This is a genomic window from Streptococcus sp. ZY19097 (assembly GCF_040731245.1).
Taxonomy (GTDB): domain Bacteria; phylum Bacillota; class Bacilli; order Lactobacillales; family Streptococcaceae; genus Streptococcus; species Streptococcus orisratti.
This window is the reverse complement of the sequence record NZ_CP160400.1, coordinates 2,122,427-2,141,047: the sequence shown is the minus strand read 5'-3', so window position 1 is coordinate 2,141,047 and position 18,621 is coordinate 2,122,427. Positions and strand designations below refer to the sequence as shown.

Below are 18,621 nucleotides of genomic sequence, written 5' to 3'. Positions count from 1 at the left end.
GATGAATTGGAAGATTATTTGGGAACTCGTTAAAATTAACATCTTATACTCTAATCCTCAAACACTGACAGCGCTAAAGAAGAAGCAAGAACGTAAACCTAATAAAAAGTTTTCAGCCTACAAGAGCATGTTTCAGCAACAGGCAATTATGATTGCCGTCTTTATGGTTATCTACTTGTTTATGTTTGTTGGTATGGATTTTGCGCGTTATCCAGGATATTTTTCATTTTATGTGGCTATTTTCTTTGTCATGGCAACTATATCTGCTTTCACAGCGATGTATACTATTTTTTATGAGAGTAATGATGTTAAGCTTTATGTCTATTTACCTGTAAAATCATCCGAACTTTACGTTGCAAAGATTATTTCTTCCTTGGGGATGGGGTCTGTTTTTCTTATGCCCCTTCTATCTCTCTTTGGTATTGCTTATTGGCAAATAGCTGGTGCGTTTGTTGCGATTCCGTTGGCTATCTTACTTTTTGCGATTTTGCTGGTCTCCTCTATGACGCTCGCACTTTACCTTAACAGCCTCATTGGGCGCGTTATTGTCAGAAGCCCAAAACGTAAATTGATTTCGACGGCACTGATGTTTTTGTCGACATTTGGTGCTGTAGGTCTCATTTTTTATCTAAATGCAACCAATCAGACCCGTATGGTTGAAGAAGGAGTTATCTCTGACCGAGGAATCGTTCCTTATTTTAGAGGATTTCATGATGTTGTTGTAGCACCTTTGGGTTTAAATGCCTTGCTAAACTTTTGGTTACCATTACTAGTTCTTGTTTTGTTGATTGTGGGTATTATCAAATATATCATGCCAAACTACTATCAAGAAGCACTTTACGTCAATGCTAAAAGTCAAGCACGGAGAATTAGAAAGCCTAAAGAAACTATTGATGCATCCTTATCTAAAGTCCTGATTCGTCATCATTTATCAACACTCCAAAACGCGACGCTTTTGACACAAACTTATCTTATGCCACTCATTTTTGCAGTTTCTTTTGTTATGCCCATGGCAATTAATGGTAGTAATTTTTCAACGATGATTACCCCAGACTACTTTGGCATTGCTTTACTAGTTGGCATGATTTTAGGTAGTATGTGTAGTACTCCGACCTCTTTTCTTGGTGTAGGGATCTCGCTTGAAAGAGAAAATTATACATTCTTTAAATCACTACCTTTAAATTTCAAACGATTTTTACATCAAAAGTTTCTTGTTTTGCTAGGACTTCAAGTGATTATTCCTGTTCTTGTTTATGCAGGGCTAGGATTGGTAGTTCTCAAATTTCATCCAATTCTTGTAGTGTCCTTTGTGTTAGGGTTCATTTTAATGGCAAGCTTGCAAGGAGAGTTCGTCTATCGCCGTGATTACAAATTGTTAGATTTGAAATGGCAAGATGTCACCCAATTGTTTACCCGCGGTGCGGGTCAGTGGACGATGATGGCTTTTATGTTTGGAAATCTCATATTTGGGGGTATTGTTGTTGCTATAGCCATATTCGCCAGTATCATAACGAAAAATCCTCTAGCAGTTAACAGCGCTGTGACAATAGCTTCTGTATTGTTATTGGGGCTTACCCAGCTCTTTGTGAATAAGATATTCTGGAAACAACTTGGTTAATATCAAAAAGAATACCGTGCATACGCACGGTATTTATAGTATAATTATACCTATGAAACGAAATTTTGAAACTGTAAAACGTATTGTAATTAAAATTGGAACAAGTTCCCTTGTTTTGCCTAATGGAAAGATTAATTTATCCAAAATTGATCAACTGGCTTTTGTTATCTCTAGCCTGATGAATACAGGGAAAGAAGTAATTTTAGTATCATCAGGTGCCATGGGATTTGGACTGGATGTTTTAGGTTTGGAGAAACGACCGGCTGAAATATCCCAACAACAAGCAGTATCAAGTGTCGGACAAGTAGCTATGATGAGTCTCTACTCACAGATCTTTTCACACTACCAAACAACAGTGTCTCAAATCCTGCTCACACGTGATGTTGTTGAGTACCCTGAAAGCTTATCTAATGTCACCAATGCTTTTGAATCATTACTTTCAATAGGAGTTGTGCCTATCGTAAATGAGAATGATGCTATTAGTGTTGATGAGATGGATCACATCACTAAGTTTGGCGATAATGACCGCCTTTCTGCTGTCGTTGCTAAAATCACAAAGGCTGATTTACTTATCATGTTGTCAGACATTGATGGACTTTTTGATAAGAATCCTAATATTTATGATGATGCCAAATTACGAAGTCATGTTTCGTTAATCACAGACGAAATCATCACCTCAGCAGGAGGTGCGGGAAGTAAGTTTGGAACGGGTGGAATGCTCAGTAAAGTAAAGAGCGCTCAGATGGTTTTTGAAAATCAAAGCCAAATGATTTTGATGAATGGTGCCCAACCTCGTGATATACTTCGTGTTTTAAGCGGTGACCAGATTGGTACCTGGTTTGCCCAAGAAAAATAGGAGGCTCAAATGACATATATTGATAATTTAGGGAAAAATGCGAAAGCAGCTAGTCAAACCTTGCTTGGACTGGGAAGTTCAGAAAAAAATAACATTCTTCGACAAGTTGCTCAGGCTTTGATTATTCAAACTGATTATATTCTTTCAGAGAATGACCGTGATTTGAAGGCAGCCAAGGGAAATGGAATCTCAGATATTATGCTAGACAGATTACGTTTGACCGAAGAAAGAATCAAAGGCATTGCGGAAGGAGTGAATCAAGTTGCTGATTTACAAGACCCCATTGGTCAAGTTGTTCGTGGTTATACCAATTTGGATGGGCTTAAAATAGTGCAAAAGCGTGTGCCGTTAGGTGTCATCGCTATGATTTTTGAAAGTCGGCCAAATGTTACTGTTGATGCCTTTTCACTAGCTTTCAAGACAGGGAATGCCATTATTCTTCGTGGTGGCAGAGATGCCATTCATTCCAATACAGCTCTTGTTTCCGTTATTAGAAAGGTACTCGCCACTTCTGGAATCAATGCCGATGTCGTTCAACTTATTGAAGACACAAGTCATACTGTAGCGGAAGAATTGATGCAAGCTGTAGACTATGTTGATGTCCTTATCCCTCGTGGAGGAGCACGCCTCATCCAAACAGTTAAGGAAAAATCAAAAGTCCCAATTATTGAAACAGGAGTAGGAAATTGTCATATTTATGTTGATGACAGTGCCGATCTAGATATGGCGATTAACATCGTCATTAATGCTAAGACGCAGCGACCAAGTGTCTGCAATTCTGCAGAGTCCTTGGTAGTTCACGCAAAAATAGCAGAGCAATTTCTTCCAAAATTAGAGGAAGAAATTTCCAAAGTACATCCTATTGAATTTCGAGCTGATCAGGAATCGCTAAAACTCTTTAAAAATGCAGTTCCAGCTACCGAGGAAGATTTTAACACTGAGTTTCTTGATTACATCATGTCAGTAAAACTTGTCACTTCCGTAGATCGGGCTATTGATTGGATAAATAGGCATACGACTCATCACTCGGAAGCAATTATCACCCAAAATATTACACACGCTGAATCATTTCAAGACCAAGTTGATGCAGCAGCCGTCTATGTCAATGCCTCAACACGTTTTACAGATGGGTTTGTTTTTGGTCTGGGAGCAGAAATCGGTATTTCAACACAAAAAATGCATGCTCGAGGTCCAATGGGACTTGAGGCATTAACTTCTACAAAGTTCTATATTAATGGTCAAGGACAGGTAAGACAATAAAGGAGTGAGGCACAACGTTCTTCCTAAGGCTAAATTTTCATTGCTGAGGTGAAAATGAAACGTTGGCAAGGAGTTCTGTGGTCTTGCTCTAGATTTCGTGAAGGCTTTGAGGAGCCTATGCTTCTCGAATGGATAATTGTATCATCTATTCTACGTTAGTAAAAATCAAAAAAATGTAAGCTGCTTTTTCGGAGTACTATATGCTTGAAAATATTAATAGATAGTAAAATTAACTTGTCAAAAGTGGTTATCAATGGGCGTAATGCTCAGGACGGACATATGTTTTTCGTTTAGAAAGAAATAGTCTAATAGCTAACAAAAAAATCAAAAACATAGGTTTCATCCATCAAATAGTACGAAATCTACGGATTCGTTAGTTAGATAAAAAGATTGCTCCTAAGGGAAGAGACGTGAATGTTGTCATTTTTACAGACTTTTCCTTGAAGTAGAAGAAGTTTTTTTAAAGAGCATTTTACCAACTCATTAACAGGGGAATGTGTAACCATAGATAAAGTTTTTAAGGCTTATCAAAAAAGGGGTGGTCGTCCAACGACTTGCGAAGGTTTTCATGCACCCTTAAAGCGTCATGGTTGGTTCAAAAAATCAACAAGATTCTTTGAGGGGTGGGGAATGTAGCTTAAGCAGCAAGCAACTTAAGTGACTCCTAGACTAGAACATCCCAAGAATTCAGACCCAAGCCTATTTTAGCGCCTAAAATAAAATCTTCATTCAAGAAAGTTAGAAATCGTTTTAAATATAGTATATATTATCAAAAGATACGGTTGTGTATCCAGATGAAGCAAGATTTGGACGAATTAGTAAAACAGGCAAGTCCTGGACACCTGGAAGAGAACGCCCTCAAGTTCATAGTTATTATATTAGAGAGTATCGCTATTGTCACGGAGCAGTTGATATCCGAATCGGCGACTCCTTCTTTATGATTGCTGGAGTCTGTAATACCAACTGGATGAATGAATTTTTGAGACAATTATCCCAAGCCCACCCGAATGACTACATCCTTTTGGCTATGGATAACGCTATTTGACATAAATCTAAGACAGTTGAAAAAACAACTAATATAGGCTTGACTTTGCTCCGCCTTATCCCCCTGTGATGAACCCTATTGAATAAGTCTGGATTAAAATTCGCAAACGAGGCTTCGAAAAGTGGTACAAAGATTAGATTGGTCTATTTTAAAGAGGATATTTCACATAAGTTGGATTGTCAGATTTTGATTTTAGTTGAGCGTAATGTGCTAACTTTCATCCATTTATATGCTTGAAAATATAGAGTTTACTTTTCATTTTACTTATTACTTATAACAAACCTGAAACGAACTCTAGTGAACAAGTATAGATTAAAATTCGCAATTATAGTTTCAATATGGATTTTTAAATGCTTAGGAGTATGATTTGTAAAGTTACAAAAGGTGATCCTAGGATTAAAAGGAAGCACCCCTTAAATCAATTATTAGTAAAAGATAGCAGAAAAAATCAGATTTTGATTTTAACTTGCTAGAAACAGGTAAATGTGGTAGAATCAAGTTTACGGAGGCGTTATGGCACAAAAAAAAGCAAGCTTGGCATGTGCAGAATGTGGTAGTCGTAACTATTCGATTGCAATTAGTAGCACACCTAAAACAACACGATTAGAAGTTAATAAATTTTGTAAACACTGTAAAAAATATACCTTGCACAAAGAAACGCGCTAATCATAGAATAAGTAAAGGAGATTAAAGTGAGATTCATAGGAAGTATTTTCACTGTTTTAAAGGACACGACATGGCCTGACCCTAATCAACGCTGGAAGGATTTTCTCTCGGTTTTAGAGTATACGGCCTTCTTTACCTTAGTTATCTATATTTTTGATAAATTGTTAGCTTTTGGTGTCATTGATCTGATCAATCGTTTTTAAACTTATAGGCTAAGTATAGGTACATTATTTAAAAGATAAATTTTTAATTCTTAGTCAATGATATTGAAGCGTTAATAACTGGAGTATCATTTTTATAGTAACGTTTTCACAATGAGGCTGGTCAAGAACTAGCCAATAATAAAAAACGCAGACTTTCAGCTGGCTTTTGTTAAAATCAGCTTGAATCTGAACTGCTCCCTGTCAAGTGGACAATGAAATAATAAAAGATTAGGCAACGGCCTTGTTCCTCATTTCAAGAGGGGCAAGGCCGTTGTTTGTCTCACGAAAACCACTAGCTGTGCTAGTGGTTCCGAAAAGCTTTTAGCGATGTATCAAAAAAGTCCCCCTAAAGTGTTATATTAGATAAGGTTTCCCGACCACTAACTAATATACAAAAGGAGGACCTCTGATGAGACAGGATAATAATAGTTTAGCACATACTACATGGAATTGTAAGTATCATATTGTTTTCGCCCCAAAATATAGACGTCAGATAATCTATGGGAAATACAAAGCAAGTATTGGTCAAATCTTACGGTTATTATGTGAAAGAAAAGGTGTTGAAATTCATGAAGCAGAAGCATGCCCAGATCACATTCACATGTTGGTGAGTATACCACCGAAGCTAAGTATTTCCTCATTTATGGGATATTTAAAGGGTAAAAGTAGCTTAATGATATTCGACCGACACGCTAATTTAAAGTATAAATATGGGAATCGCAAATTTTGGTGTCGAGGGTTTTATGTTGATACGGTTGGGCGAAATCAGAAGCGAATTGAAGAATATATTCGTAATCAATTACAAGAAGACGTGATAGCAGATCAGCTCAGTCTTTTCGAGGAATATGATCCGTTTACAGGTGAGAAGAATAAAAGAAAGTAGTCTTAAAGAGACCCGCTAGTCGGGTCAGCTAGCAAAGGTGGTGCTGAAGGGAAACCATTCGGTAGGCCTTTAGGCCTCGGCCGGTAGCAGAGGCTTTCAGCCGAAGAGCAAACCACCCGTTCTCACGGGTGGTTTTGATTGCGTTCTTGAAAACATTGGTGATTATAAAAATAAATATAGTCATCGATATCTGATACTAGCTCCTCAAAGGTCTTATACTTCTTCAAATCATAGCAGTCCGTCTTAAAGTGTCCAAAGAAACTCTCAATTGGCGCATTGTCAATAAACATAGAGCGTGTCATCTGGTACTAGGGCGTTAAACGGTAATAATCTTTCGAATAAATATAAGGGGAGTATATCAAGATACTTCCAAGTTTTTTGTGTAAGCCAGGTGCATCAAAGGGATAGATGGCTAGGATTCTATCCTGTTGATCTGCAGCATGCTGGCATGCTGCGTAGAGGGCTAAATTTCCACCTTTCGAATGACCGGCCAGATAAAATGGTCCACCTGCTACAGCATAAGTTTTTCTGAGTAGCCACTTGCTGCACGTTGGGCAGGGTTTTCATCTGTATAGGTCATGTGGAAATCTTCCTTCCAACCAATAGCTGATGCCTTCTTTAGTAAGAAAGCCTTGGAAGTCCTCGTAAGACCGTCCTTCTTTGGAAGTTTTAGGAATGGGTTGGAGGTTTCTGGTTCTCCGTTTTCTGAATTTCACGACACGGGGGAAATCAATAGGCTTAGTGGACAGATACCCTTTTTCAAGGTAACGATAGATAGAAGCTCTGGATACCGAAAGTTCGTTTGAGGCGATGATGTGGTTGAGGTGTTGTCCCTTTTGGATGGCTGAAGAGACGATCTCGTCCATACGATAGAATTCTTCCTTGTTTAGGGCAACGCCTGTTCTCGACTCCGAGAGCTTAGCTTCATAGTCAAGCTGAGCTCTTTTGGCGTAGTAGAACTGTTTCTGGTATCCGCAGTTGCTTCTCTTTTTTGGACAGGCATTACAAACGTAAGGAGCCTTTTTGAATAGAGGGCAAGAATCACAATTGGTTGTACTAGAGTTCTCTTTTATCACCTTATTTCTCCGAACTTCTTTTGAGATTGTGGACGGGTCTTTTCCTAACTTAGCTGCTATAGCTGAGAAGGGCTTGAGCTGTTCAATTCCTATTTGAATATCATTGCGATCAGAGAGAGTTAAGTGTTTGTTTTTCATTGTCAGTTACCAACTTGTCCCATAGTAAGTTCTACCTTATTTTTTTGTCTCAGTCTAATTTCCAGCTTTGGGGGTAGACTAGAACTTACTTTGAGAATTTAGGAGGAAAAAAATAGTTGACAAAAGCACAAGAAGTTTGCTATACTGACATAGCTGTCAAACAGGAAGTCACTACGGAAGAAAAAAAGTTAAAAAAAGTAGTTGACAAGTTAGAAGAAGTTTGATAGAATAAAGAAGTTGTCTCGAGAGAGGCGAAGACCTTTGAGAACTGAACAAGAAGACGAACCAAACGTGCGGGTTACGGAAGTAACCTGTCAAGAAACAATAAGTCAGCAATGACACGAGCGCAAGCTCAAACTTTTAAATGAGAGTTTGATCCTGGCTCAGGACGAACGCTGGCGGCGTGCCTAATACATGCAAGTAGAACGCTGAAGTCTGGTGCTTGCACCGGATGGATGAGTTGCGAACGGGTGAGTAACGCGTAGGTAACCTACCTCATAGCGGGGGATAACTATTGGAAACGATAGCTAATACCGCATAATAGTCTTTAACTCATGTTAGAGGCTTGAAAGGGGCAATTGCTTCACTATGAGATGGACCTGCGTTGTATTAGCTAGTTGGTGAGGTAAAGGCTCACCAAGGCGACGATACATAGCCGACCTGAGAGGGTGATCGGCCACACTGGGACTGAGACACGGCCCAGACTCCTACGGGAGGCAGCAGTAGGGAATCTTCGGCAATGGGGGGAACCCTGACCGAGCAACGCCGCGTGAGTGAAGAAGGTTTTCGGATCGTAAAGCTCTGTTGTTAGAGAAGAACGTGTGTGAGAGTGGAAAGTTCACACAGTGACGGTAACTAACCAGAAAGGGACGGCTAACTACGTGCCAGCAGCCGCGGTAATACGTAGGTCCCGAGCGTTGTCCGGATTTATTGGGCGTAAAGCGAGCGCAGGCGGTTCTGTAAGTCTGAAGTTAAAGGCAGTGGCTTAACCATTGTACGCTTTGGAAACTGCAGGACTTGAGTGCAGAAGGGGAGAGTGGAATTCCATGTGTAGCGGTGAAATGCGTAGATATATGGAGGAACACCGGTGGCGAAAGCGGCTCTCTGGTCTGTAACTGACGCTGAGGCTCGAAAGCGTGGGGAGCAAACAGGATTAGATACCCTGGTAGTCCACGCCGTAAACGATGAGTGCTAGGTGTTAGGCCCTTTCCGGGGCTTAGTGCCGTAGCTAACGCATTAAGCACTCCGCCTGGGGAGTACGACCGCAAGGTTGAAACTCAAAGGAATTGACGGGGGCCCGCACAAGCGGTGGAGCATGTGGTTTAATTCGAAGCAACGCGAAGAACCTTACCAGGTCTTGACATCCCAGTGACCGTCCTAGAGATAGGATTTTTCTTCGGAACACTGGTGACAGGTGGTGCATGGTTGTCGTCAGCTCGTGTCGTGAGATGTTGGGTTAAGTCCCGCAACGAGCGCAACCCCTATTGTTAGTTGCCATCATTGAGTTGGGCACTCTAGCGAGACTGCCGGTAATAAACCGGAGGAAGGTGGGGATGACGTCAAATCATCATGCCCCTTATGACCTGGGCTACACACGTGCTACAATGGCTGGTACAACGAGTCGCAAGTCGGTGACGACAAGCTAATCTCTTAAAGCCAGTCTCAGTTCGGATTGTAGGCTGCAACTCGCCTACATGAAGTCGGAATCGCTAGTAATCGCGGATCAGCACGCCGCGGTGAATACGTTCCCGGGCCTTGTACACACCGCCCGTCACACCACGAGAGTTTGTAACACCCGAAGTCGGTGAGGTAACCTTTTGGAGCCAGCCGCCTAAGGTGGGATAGATGATTGGGGTGAAGTCGTAACAAGGTAGCCGTATCGGAAGGTGCGGCTGGATCACCTCCTTTCTAAGGAAAATAACGGAAGCACGTTTGGTTGGATCTTGTTTAGTTTTGAGAGGTCTTGTGGGGCCTTAGCTCAGCTGGGAGAGCGCCTGCTTTGCACGCAGGAGGTCAGCGGTTCGATCCCGCTAGGCTCCATTGAATCTACGGATTCAAGTTTGATCATTGAAAATTGAATATCTATCAAATTCCATATAGAAATATATGAAATAGTAACAAGAAAATAAACCGAAAACGCTGTGACAATTTAATGAGTTTTCTAGTTTAAAAAACTAGTTTAATAAGGTTAAGTTAATAAGGGCGCACGGTGGATGCCTTGGCACTAGGAGCCGATGAAGGACGTGACTAACGACGAAATGCTTTGGGGAGTTGTAAGTAAGCGCTGATCCAGAGATGTCCGAATGGGGGAACCCACTAGCTGATGGCTAGTATCCCTACCTGTTAAGGGTAGAGGAAGGAAGACGCAGTGAACTGAAACATCTAAGTAGCTGCAGGAAGAGAAAGCAAAAGCGATTGCCTTAGTAGCGGCGAGCGAAGAGGCAGGAGGGCAAACCAGAGAGTTTACTCTCTGGGGTTGTAGGACTGCAATATGGACTTAAAGAGTATAGAAGAACTACCTGGGAAGGTAGGCCAAAGAGAGTAATAGCCTCGTATTTGAAATAGTCTTTATACCTAGCAGTATCCTGAGTACGGCGAGACACGTGGAATCTCGTCGGAATCTGGGAGGACCATCTCCCAACCCTAAATACTCCCTAGTGACCGATAGTGAACCAGTACCGTGAGGGAAAGGTGAAAAGCACCCCGGGAGGGGAGTGAAATAGAACCTGAAACCGTGTGCCTACAACAAGTTCGAGCCCGTTAATGGGTGAGAGCGTGCCTTTTGTAGAATGAACCGGCGAGTTACGTTTACGTGCGAGGTTAAGTTGAAGAGACGGAGCCGTAGGGAAACCGAGTCTGAATAGGGCGAATGAGTACGTGGACGTAGACCCGAAACCATGTGACCTACCCATGAGCAGGTTGAAGGTGCGGTAAGACGCACTGGAGGACCGAACCAGGGCACGTTGAAAAGTGCTTGGATGACTTGTGGGTAGCGGAGAAATTCCAAACGAACTTGGAGATAGCTGGTTCTCTCCGAAATAGCTTTAGGGCTAGCGTCGACATTAAGAATCATGGAGGTAGAGCACTGTTTGGGTGAGGGGTCCATCCCGGATTACCAATCTCAGATAAACTCCGAATGCCATTGATTTATGGTCGGCAGTCAGACTGCGAGTGCTAAGATCCGTAGTCGAAAGGGAAACAGCCCAGACCACCAGCTAAGGTCCCAAAATATATGTTAAGTGGAAAAGGATGTGGGGTTGCACAGACAACTAGGATGTTAGCTTAGAAGCAGCTATTCATTCAAAGAGTGCGTAATAGCTCACTAGTCGAGTGACCCTGCGCCGAAAATGTACCGGGGCTAAAACATATTACCGAAGCTGTGGATACCTTTTATAGGTATGGTAGGAGAGCGTTCTATGGGTGATGAAGGTGTACCGTGAGGAGCGCTGGAACGCATAGAAGTGAGAATGCCGGTATGAGTAGCGAAAGATGGGTGAGAATCCCATCCACCGTAAGACTAAGGTTTCCAGGGGAAGGCTCGTCCGCCCTGGGTTAGTCGGGACCTAAGGAGAGACCGAAGGGTGTATCCGATGGCCAACAGGTTGATATTCCTGTACTAGAGTATGAAGTGATGGAGGGACGCAGTAGGCTAACTAAAGCGTGCGATTGGAAGTGCACGTCTAATCAGTGAGGTGTGGTATGAGTAAAATGCTTATACCTATAACATTGAGCTGTGATGGGGAGCGAAGTTTAGTAGCGAAGTTAGTGACGTCACACTGCCGAGAAAAGCTTCTAGCGTTGTATCATACTCTACCCGTACCGCAAACCGACACAGGTAGTCGAGGCGAGTAGCCTCAGGTGATCGAGAGAACTCTCGTTAAGGAACTCGGCAAAATGGCCCCGTAACTTCGGGAGAAGGGGCGCTGACTTTAAGTCAGCCGCAGTGAATAGGCCCAAGCAACTGTTTATCAAAAACACAGCTCTCTGCTAAATCGTAAGATGATGTATAGGGGGTGACGCCTGCCCGGTGCTGGAAGGTTAAGAGGAGTGCTTAGCGTAAGCGAAGGTATGAATTGAAGCCCCAGTAAACGGCGGCCGTAACTATAACGGTCCTAAGGTAGCGAAATTCCTTGTCGGGTAAGTTCCGACCCGCACGAAAGGCGTAATGATTTGGGCACTGTCTCAACGAGAGACTCGGTGAAATTTTAGTACCTGTGAAGATGCAGGTTACCCGCGACAGGACGGAAAGACCCCATGGAGCTTTACTGCAGTTTGATATTGAGTAACTGTACCACATGTACAGGATAGGTAGGAGCCTAGGACATCGGGACGCCAGTTTCGATTGAGGCGTTGTTGGGATACTACCCTTGTGTTATGGTTACTCTAACCTAGATAGGTGATCCCTATCGGAGACAGTGTCTGACGGGCAGTTTGACTGGGGCGGTCGCCTCCTAAAATGTAACGGAGGCGCCCAAAGGTTCCCTCAGACTGGTTGGAAATCAGTCGTAGAGTGTAAAGGTATAAGGGAGCTTGACTGCGAGAGCAACAACTCGAGCAGGGACGAAAGTCGGGCTTAGTGATCCGGTGGTACCGTATGGAAGGGCCATCGCTCAACGGATAAAAGCTACCCTGGGGATAACAGGCTTATCTCCCCCAAGAGTTCACATCGACGGGGAGGTTTGGCACCTCGATGTCGGCTCGTCGCATCCTGGGGCTGTAGTCGGTCCCAAGGGTTGGGCTGTTCGCCCATTAAAGCGGCACGCGAGCTGGGTTCAGAACGTCGTGAGACAGTTCGGTCCCTATCCGTCGCGGGCGTAGGAAATTTGAGAGGATCTGCTCCTAGTACGAGAGGACCAGAGTGGACTTACCGCTGGTGTACCAGTTGTCTTGCCAAAGGCATCGCTGGGTAGCTATGTAGGGAAGGGATAAACGCTGAAAGCATCTAAGTGTGAAGCCCACCTCAAGATGAGATTTCCCATGATTTTATATCAGTAAGAGCCCTGAGAGATGATCAGGTAGATAGGTTAGGAGTGGAAGCATGGTGACATGTGTAGCGGACTAATACTAATAGCTCGAGGACTTATCCAAACTAAGTAATGAGAACGTAAAGAAAAGCGTAGGATTTTAGAAAATCAACGCGGAAGTCGTTGAGACTTTAAGGCGATTTGTCTAAATCACTAGCTTTTTAGTTCGAATACAATTCATAAAATTCAACGACGTCAGTATTGACAGCGTACGGTTTTCTTGATAGAGTATAGATATTCAATTTTGAGTGGTCAAACCATTCGATAGTTAAGTGACGATAGCCTAGGAGATACACCTGTTCCCATGCCGAACACAGCAGTTAAGCCCTAGTACGCCTGATGTAGTTGGGGGTTGCCCCCTGTGAGATAAGGGAGTCGCTTAGCTTTTATCCGCCATAGCTCAGTTGGTAGTAGCGCATGACTGTTAATCATGATGTCGTAGGTTCGAGTCCTACTGGCGGAGTAGATAATGTGGTGGGAACGTTGAGAAATCAGCGTTCCTTTTTTTGTACAAAAAATGGGAATATTTCTTCATTCTGACATGACATTTATGTCATGTTGGTTTTTCAACTTTTTAGATATACTGGTCTTATCTTATTATTTAAGGAGTCATTATGGATAATTTTGAAAAAATTTATATTAAGGTGAGACCTATTGTTATGAAGATGCGCCGATTTTATTATGTTAGGGATTGGGAAAGGGATGATTGGCAGCAAGAAGGACGCTTGATCCTTTACCGTTTAATTTGCCAATATCCTAAGTTGTTAGAAGAAGATGAGTTAGTTTTTTATCGTTATTTTAAAACTAAATTTTCTAGCCATATTAAAGACGTGATCCGTTCGCAAGAGAGTTTAAAGAGGCAATTTCATAAGATGGCTTACACAGAAATTGGAGAGGTTGAGCATGTGATTCGTGGCAGCGAAATGTTTTTAGATGATTATGTAGCATATTGTGATGTTTTAAAACGAGTTGAAAAGGGACTGACATCTGGGGAAATGGAGATGTTAGAAAGAGTGATGCGAGGAGAGTGTTTTAAGGGAAGAAAGGCTTTTTTGAGGAAAATTGAACCCTTATTTAAGGATTTTAAGGGGGGCAACCTGAAATAAGAATCAAAAACAAACCTATCTATCAATCTTATCAGGACAAACGCATGAAGAAAATTTTGCTTTCAGATAACGATTTTTCATAAAAAAGTTGTATTTTTATAGTTAATTGAAACAGGAACAGGATAAAAGTGCCTCAAGAAAAGTATCGCAATTTGGCAATACTTTTCTGAGGTGTTTTTTGATTTGAGCCCATGTTTTCTCAATGGGATTATACTCAGGTGAGTAAGGAGGAAGTGGTAAAAGTCTATGCCCCTGCTCCTTGCATAACCCTTTTAGCTTACTCATCCTATGAAACCTTGCATTGTCCATAATGATAACAGATGGTCTATCTAAAGTGGGTAGTAAGAATGTTTTAAACCAAGCTTCGAAAAAGTCACTAGTCATGGTTTCTTTGTAGGTCATTGGGGCTATAATCTCACCGTTTATAAGACCTGCGACTAAAGATATCCGCTGGAATCTTCTTCCAGAGACCTGACCCGTGATCAACTGACCTTTCAAAGAGCGACCATATTTTCGATGAAAATATGTCTCAAACCCTGTCTCGTCAATATAAACAGGTGTCAGGTGACTTAAGTTATTAAATTCTTTAAGGAACTGATTTACTTTCTCAGGGTCTTGTTCATAGTAGGTACAGCTCTTTTTCTACCATTTGTCAAGCCTATCAAGGTTTTAGAGAAAAAATAATTTTCATACAGTCATCAAAATAGGGAAGTGACCTTACTTTACACTAAAGATTTACATAAAAAGTGTATACAAAACCAACACCTTATTTTGTGATTTTTGAAATAAGGTGTTACAATAATATGGCATAAACAGTTTTACCGATTTTGGGTTAAAGTGTAATCGTAAAGTTTGTTATGCATAATGAGGTAATACATTGTCCGGATGAGACGATGTATGGAGGCAATCGTGTGTGGCTTGGTTGAAGTCGTTTGCGATTGCCTTTTTCGTTTCTCATAAAAGTCTGCAATATGGCAAGGATTGGTGTGACTAGCTGAAGCGATATTGTGAATGCATTTGAACAGAATCTTTCTAGCGTAGGGGTTGCCACGCTTGGTAATGTGTTCCTTAGCGATGAAGTTTCCAGATTCATAGTGTCTCAGGTCAATACCGATAAAGGCATTGATTTGATTGGCAGACTGAAAACGGCGAATATCTCCCAGTTCACCAATAATACTTGTTGCAGTCGTCTCAGCGATACCAGGAATAGAAAGCAGAATGTCATACTCTGGTAAAGGTTGAGCTAGTTCCACCATTTCGTCTAAGATTGCTTGTCTCTGTTCAGAAAGTCTAAGCAATTCTTTTGCATAGTAACGGACCTCTTCCATGATTGGAGAGGTTTTCTTGACGGCACAATAAGATTGATTAGCTAGTGCTGTCAGCTTCTCTGCTAAGTAGGCCACACGCTCGTCAGAAATCCGTTTTGAAGTGGACTGACGGATGCTCTTTGAGAGTTCATCCTTGCTTAACTCAAGCACGAAGTCCTTGCAAGGAAACGCAGTAACTAAGTTCCAGTATTGTTCCCCAGTTGGCGTTGATAAGATAGTCTCCAACTCTGGGAAAGTGACCTGTAAGACCTTGTGTAGACGATTTTTAGCCCGAACAATGTCCTCAGTCAGATTCTGATAGAAACGGCTGAGATCCCGCAAGTCTTGATAGACTTCTTCTTGGACATAGGTCGGTTTACGATTCAGCACAAACTGGGACTGAGCCAGTTTTTCAGCGTCAATTTGATCTGTTTTCCGCACACGCAAGCTATCCAGTTGCTTCTTGGCTTCTAAGGGATTGAGCCGTGTGTAAGCGTAGCCATGTTCATCCAGAAAAGCTTGAAGACGACGAGAATAGACGCCTGTTGCTTCAAAGATGATTTCTGGCTTGTGGACGGTTTTCAAATCGCCAAGTAGCCGAGCAAAGCCAATGGCATCATTGGGCATGGTATAGCCATGAACCTTCTCGCCGTTGACTAGAATGGCCACTTCTGAACTTACTTTACTCACATCAATCCCAAAAACTGCACGCATGATATTACCTCTTTGTCTTGAATGATTCCTTGTTTTAGAGATGTCATTTTCAATACTCGACGTCTAGCGTCCCACATACTTTGATAACATTCTTCCTAAAACAGGTGTCTTGCCAGTTTTTGTTGCGACGTCTAGCGTCAAAAGAAGCATCGACTTAACAAGACACCTCTACTTTATCATAAAGAAAAAGTAGTGAGTACTTTCTCCCGTCGGAGATTTCTTCACTACTAATCTTAGTATGTTTTTTTCGAGTATATCCCATAGCTTTGAGAGCGTAATGAATAGCTGTTGGATGACAGTCGAACTCGGAAGCTATTTCAGTCAAAAAAGCATCTGGATGAGCTTCAAGATAGTTCTTTAATTTTTCTCTATCAATTTTTCTTGGTTTGGTTCCCTTAACTTGGTGATGAAGGTCGCCAGTAGTCTCCATTAATTTTAGCCATTGATAGATGGTGTTGCGTGAAATATCGAAAACAACAGATGCTTCAGTAATACTGCCGGTTTTCTCACAGTATGCGAGAACTTTTTTACGAAAATCTAATGAATATGCCATAAATACATTATATCACAAAATGCACTGTTTGTGTTTCATTTTACTATATTAAGTTAACTTGAAAAGGCAACACTTTTCTGTATTTATTATTTTAACAAAAAACGAATCAAACCAAATTTAGAAGTAGTGTTCTCTGTACAATACAGAAAGTAATCCTTGACTTAAGATGTTATGTTTATACTCAATGAAAATCAAAAGTAGCCTAGGAAACGAAGCCGACGATAGAACTCGAGTTCATCAAAGCAAGTTGACAACGGATAATTTTGATTTTCGAAGAGTATTAAATTTTTAGGGTCAGTATAAGCCACTAATGTATAAAATGAAAGTCACTTTCCTGTTTTGCTGATATATTGCTATTATCTAACACTTAGTAAAAATACTAAATGACTATGATTTGGTAGAAAATAAGAAATAAGGAATATTATTTAATGTTGATATAGATAAAGTTCGGAAAAACTCCGAAAAATCTGAAAAATGTGGCTTTATTTTTTAAAATATGATAAAATTGAACAAATCGTATTTTGGAGGCTTATTATGAAAGCAATTATTACTGTGGTTGGTAAGGATAGAACTGGGATTGTTGCAGGTGTTTCTGCGAAGATTGCTGAACTTGACTTGAATATTGATGACATTTCACAAACTGTTCTGGATGAGTATTTTACAATGATGATGGTGGTGTCTTCAGATGATAAAAAGGATTTTACTCAATTGCGTTCTGAACTAGAAGCTTATGGAGACAGCTTGAATGTTAAAATAAACATTCAAAGCTCTGCTATTTTTGATGCTATGCATAATTTGTAGAATGGGAGTTGGTACTAGCGATGGATATTAAACAAGTTACTGAAACCATTGAGATGATTGAGGAGCAAAATTTTGATATTCGTACGATTACGATGGGAATCTCACTTCTTGATTGTATTGACACGGATATTAATCGTGCTGCTGAAAAGATATATCAGAAAATTGTCTCCAAAGCGTCTAACCTTGTTACTGTAGGGGATGAAATCGCTGCAGAATTAGGAATTCCGATTGTTAACAAACGTGTATCGGTGACTCCGATCTCTTTGATTGGGGCTGCAACGGATGCGACAGATTATGTGCCGATTGCTAAGGCTCTTGATAAGGCTGCTCATGAAATTGGTGTAGATTTTATTGGTGGTTTTTCAGCATTGGTGCAAAAGGGATATCAAAAAGGTGATGAAATTCTTATTAATTCTATTCCACGTGCTTTAGCCGAAACAGAAAAGGTATGTTCTTCTGTTAATATTGGGTCCACCAAAGCAGGGATTAATATGACAGCAGTTCGTGATATGGGGCGCATCATTAAAGAAACCTCTGAAGCTTCTGAGATGGGCCCGGCTAAGCTGGTCGTTTTTGCTAATGCTGTCGAAGATAATCCTTTTATGGCTGGAGCATTCCATGGTGTTGGTGAGGCGGATGTTATCATCAATGTCGGTGTTTCAGGTCCAGGTGTTGTGAAACGTGCTCTTGAGAAAGTGCGCGGAGAAAGTTTTGATGTTGTTGCTGAAACTGTCAAGAAAACTGCTTTCAAAATCACGCGCATTGGTCAATTGGTTGGGCAAATGGCTTCAGAACGTCTGGGTGTGAAATTTGGTATTGTTGACCTCTCCCTTGCTCCAACTCCGGCTGTCGGAGACTCTGTAGCTCGCGTTCTTGAAGAAATGGGGCTGGAAACTGTTGGAACTCACGGAACAACAGCAGCACTAGCCCTGCTCAATGATCAAGTTAAGAAAGGCGGCGTTATGGCTTGTAACCAAGTTGGTGGCCTGTCAGGTGCTTTCATCCCTGTATCAGAGGATGAAGGAATGATTGCGGCGGTACAGAGTGGTTCACTCAATCTTGAAAAACTAGAAGCCATGACTGCTATTTGTTCGGTTGGTTTGGATATGATTGCCATTCCTGAAGATACGCCCTATGAAACCATTGCGGCTATGATTGCTGATGAGGCTGCGATAGGAGTTATCAATCAGAAGACGACAGCTGTGCGTATTATTCCAAAAGGTAAAGAAGGCGATATGATTGAATTTGGCGGGCTTCTGGGAACGGCTCCTGTGATGTCGGTTAATAAGAATTCTTCAGCTGATTTTATTGCACGAGGGGGTCAAATTCCGGCACCAATTCATAGTTTCAAAAACTGATTACAATTTCATT

10 protein-coding genes, 2 tRNA genes, 3 rRNA genes and 6 pseudogenes are annotated in these 18,621 nt (G+C 41.4%); 15 read left to right on the top strand and 6 right to left on the bottom strand.

Translation table 11 applies throughout. The features are described 5' to 3' along the window. Window position 1: 1 nt before the first annotated feature. From ABZ559_RS10520 to tnpA, 7 genes and pseudogenes are all read left to right on the top strand, one after another. On the top strand, window positions 2-1,618 hold the full coding sequence (locus ABZ559_RS10520) for an ABC transporter permease (RefSeq protein ID WP_367006323.1): 1,617 nt from the start codon (window positions 2-4) through the stop codon (window positions 1,616-1,618). 52 nt (window positions 1,619-1,670) lie between these two features. Then, a complete protein-coding gene (gene proB, locus ABZ559_RS10515; RefSeq protein ID WP_026217128.1) occupies window positions 1,671-2,474 on the top strand; it encodes a glutamate 5-kinase in 804 nt (267 codons plus the stop codon). Window positions 2,475-2,483: 9 nt separating this feature from the next. Further along, window positions 2,484-3,734 (top strand): glutamate-5-semialdehyde dehydrogenase, encoded by a 1,251-nt coding sequence (locus tag ABZ559_RS10510; protein ID WP_367006322.1) that lies wholly within the window; start codon window positions 2,484-2,486, stop codon window positions 3,732-3,734. Between the two features lie 480 nt (window positions 3,735-4,214). Continuing rightward, window positions 4,215-4,862, top strand: a pseudogene (locus ABZ559_RS10505) (transposase); the annotation flags it as partial. A 430-nt stretch (window positions 4,863-5,292) separates the two neighbouring features. Next, a complete protein-coding gene (rpmG, locus tag ABZ559_RS10500) occupies window positions 5,293-5,445 on the top strand; it encodes a 50S ribosomal protein L33 (protein WP_273414663.1) in 153 nt (50 codons plus the stop codon). 26 nt (window positions 5,446-5,471) lie between these two features. After that, a complete protein-coding gene (secE, locus tag ABZ559_RS10495) occupies window positions 5,472-5,648 on the top strand; it encodes a preprotein translocase subunit SecE (RefSeq protein ID WP_321058620.1) in 177 nt (58 codons plus the stop codon). A gap of 409 nt (window positions 5,649-6,057) precedes the next feature. Next, window positions 6,058-6,531, top strand: coding sequence for an IS200/IS605 family transposase (tnpA, locus tag ABZ559_RS10490; RefSeq protein ID WP_002891962.1), 474 nt, complete (start codon window positions 6,058-6,060; stop codon window positions 6,529-6,531). Window positions 6,532-6,653: 122 nt separating this feature from the next. Here tnpA and ABZ559_RS10485 read toward each other — a convergent pair. From ABZ559_RS10485 to ABZ559_RS10475, 3 pseudogenes are all read right to left on the bottom strand, one after another. Continuing rightward, window positions 6,654-6,869, bottom strand: a pseudogene (locus ABZ559_RS10485) (IS3 family transposase); the annotation flags it as partial. Window positions 6,870-6,956: 87 nt separating this feature from the next. Continuing rightward, window positions 6,957-7,111, bottom strand: a pseudogene (locus ABZ559_RS10480) (Mbeg1-like protein); the annotation flags it as partial. A 13-nt stretch (window positions 7,112-7,124) separates the two neighbouring features. Then, window positions 7,125-7,745: pseudogene (locus ABZ559_RS10475) on the bottom strand (helix-turn-helix domain-containing protein); the annotation flags it as partial. 360 nt (window positions 7,746-8,105) lie between these two features. On the opposite strand from ABZ559_RS10475, the gene ABZ559_RS10470 reads away from it, so the two are divergent. The 6 genes from ABZ559_RS10470 (at window position 8,106) to ABZ559_RS10445 (ending at window position 13,875) form a co-directional block, all read left to right on the top strand. Then, window positions 8,106-9,653, top strand: a 16S ribosomal RNA gene (locus tag ABZ559_RS10470). A 59-nt stretch (window positions 9,654-9,712) separates the two neighbouring features. Continuing rightward, window positions 9,713-9,785 (top strand) — tRNA-Ala (locus ABZ559_RS10465). Window positions 9,786-9,931: 146 nt separating this feature from the next. Next, a 23S ribosomal RNA gene (locus tag ABZ559_RS10460) occupies window positions 9,932-12,833 on the top strand. Between the two features lie 204 nt (window positions 12,834-13,037). Further along, a 5S ribosomal RNA gene (gene rrf, locus ABZ559_RS10455) occupies window positions 13,038-13,153 on the top strand. Together the 16S, 23S and 5S rRNA genes with 2 tRNA genes alongside form the textbook arrangement of a ribosomal RNA operon. Window positions 13,154-13,158: 5 nt before the next feature. Next, a tRNA-Asn gene (locus ABZ559_RS10450) sits at window positions 13,159-13,232 on the top strand. 151 nt (window positions 13,233-13,383) lie between these two features. Further along, window positions 13,384-13,875, top strand: coding sequence for a competence protein ComX (locus ABZ559_RS10445; protein ID WP_337957584.1), 492 nt, complete (start codon window positions 13,384-13,386; stop codon window positions 13,873-13,875). A gap of 102 nt (window positions 13,876-13,977) precedes the next feature. Here the strand turns inward: ABZ559_RS10445 and ABZ559_RS10440 are convergent. From ABZ559_RS10440 to ABZ559_RS10430, 3 genes and pseudogenes are all read right to left on the bottom strand, one after another. Beyond that, window positions 13,978-14,517: pseudogene (locus tag ABZ559_RS10440) on the bottom strand (IS630 family transposase); the annotation flags it as partial. Between the two features lie 176 nt (window positions 14,518-14,693). Further along, window positions 14,694-15,896, bottom strand: a complete 1,203-nt coding sequence (locus tag ABZ559_RS10435; RefSeq protein WP_367006320.1) for an IS110 family transposase — start codon at window positions 15,894-15,896, stop codon at window positions 14,694-14,696. Between the two features lie 241 nt (window positions 15,897-16,137). After that, window positions 16,138-16,449: pseudogene (locus ABZ559_RS10430) on the bottom strand (IS630 transposase-related protein); the annotation flags it as partial. 534 nt (window positions 16,450-16,983) lie between these two features. Here ABZ559_RS10430 and ABZ559_RS10425 point away from each other — a divergent pair. Beyond that, complete coding sequence (locus ABZ559_RS10425) at window positions 16,984-17,250, top strand: ACT domain-containing protein (RefSeq protein ID WP_018375532.1); 267 nt, start codon at window positions 16,984-16,986, stop codon at window positions 17,248-17,250. Between the two features lie 20 nt (window positions 17,251-17,270). Next, window positions 17,271-18,608, top strand: coding sequence for a PFL family protein (locus ABZ559_RS10420; RefSeq protein ID WP_273404577.1), 1,338 nt, complete (start codon window positions 17,271-17,273; stop codon window positions 18,606-18,608). The last annotated feature ends 13 nt before the right edge of the window (window positions 18,609-18,621 follow it).

What these genes read in the sequence shown, in the direction of transcription:
- ABZ559_RS10520 (WP_367006323.1), top strand. Translation starts at nt 2, where the DNA reads ATGAATTGGAAGATTATTTGGGAACTCGTTAAAATTAACATCTTATAC.
- proB (WP_026217128.1), top strand. Translation starts at nt 1,671, where the DNA reads ATGAAACGAAATTTTGAAACTGTAAAACGTATTGTAATTAAAATTGGA.
- ABZ559_RS10510 (WP_367006322.1), top strand. Translation starts at nt 2,484, where the DNA reads ATGACATATATTGATAATTTAGGGAAAAATGCGAAAGCAGCTAGTCAA.
- rpmG (WP_273414663.1), top strand. Translation starts at nt 5,293, where the DNA reads ATGGCACAAAAAAAAGCAAGCTTGGCATGTGCAGAATGTGGTAGTCGT.
- tnpA (WP_002891962.1), top strand. Translation starts at nt 6,058, where the DNA reads ATGAGACAGGATAATAATAGTTTAGCACATACTACATGGAATTGTAAG.
- ABZ559_RS10445 (WP_337957584.1), top strand. Translation starts at nt 13,384, where the DNA reads ATGGATAATTTTGAAAAAATTTATATTAAGGTGAGACCTATTGTTATG.
- ABZ559_RS10435 (WP_367006320.1), bottom strand. Translation starts at nt 15,896, where the DNA reads ATGCGTGCAGTTTTTGGGATTGATGTGAGTAAAGTAAGTTCAGAAGTG.
- ABZ559_RS10425 (WP_018375532.1), top strand. Translation starts at nt 16,984, where the DNA reads ATGAAAGCAATTATTACTGTGGTTGGTAAGGATAGAACTGGGATTGTT.
- ABZ559_RS10420 (WP_273404577.1), top strand. Translation starts at nt 17,271, where the DNA reads ATGGATATTAAACAAGTTACTGAAACCATTGAGATGATTGAGGAGCAA.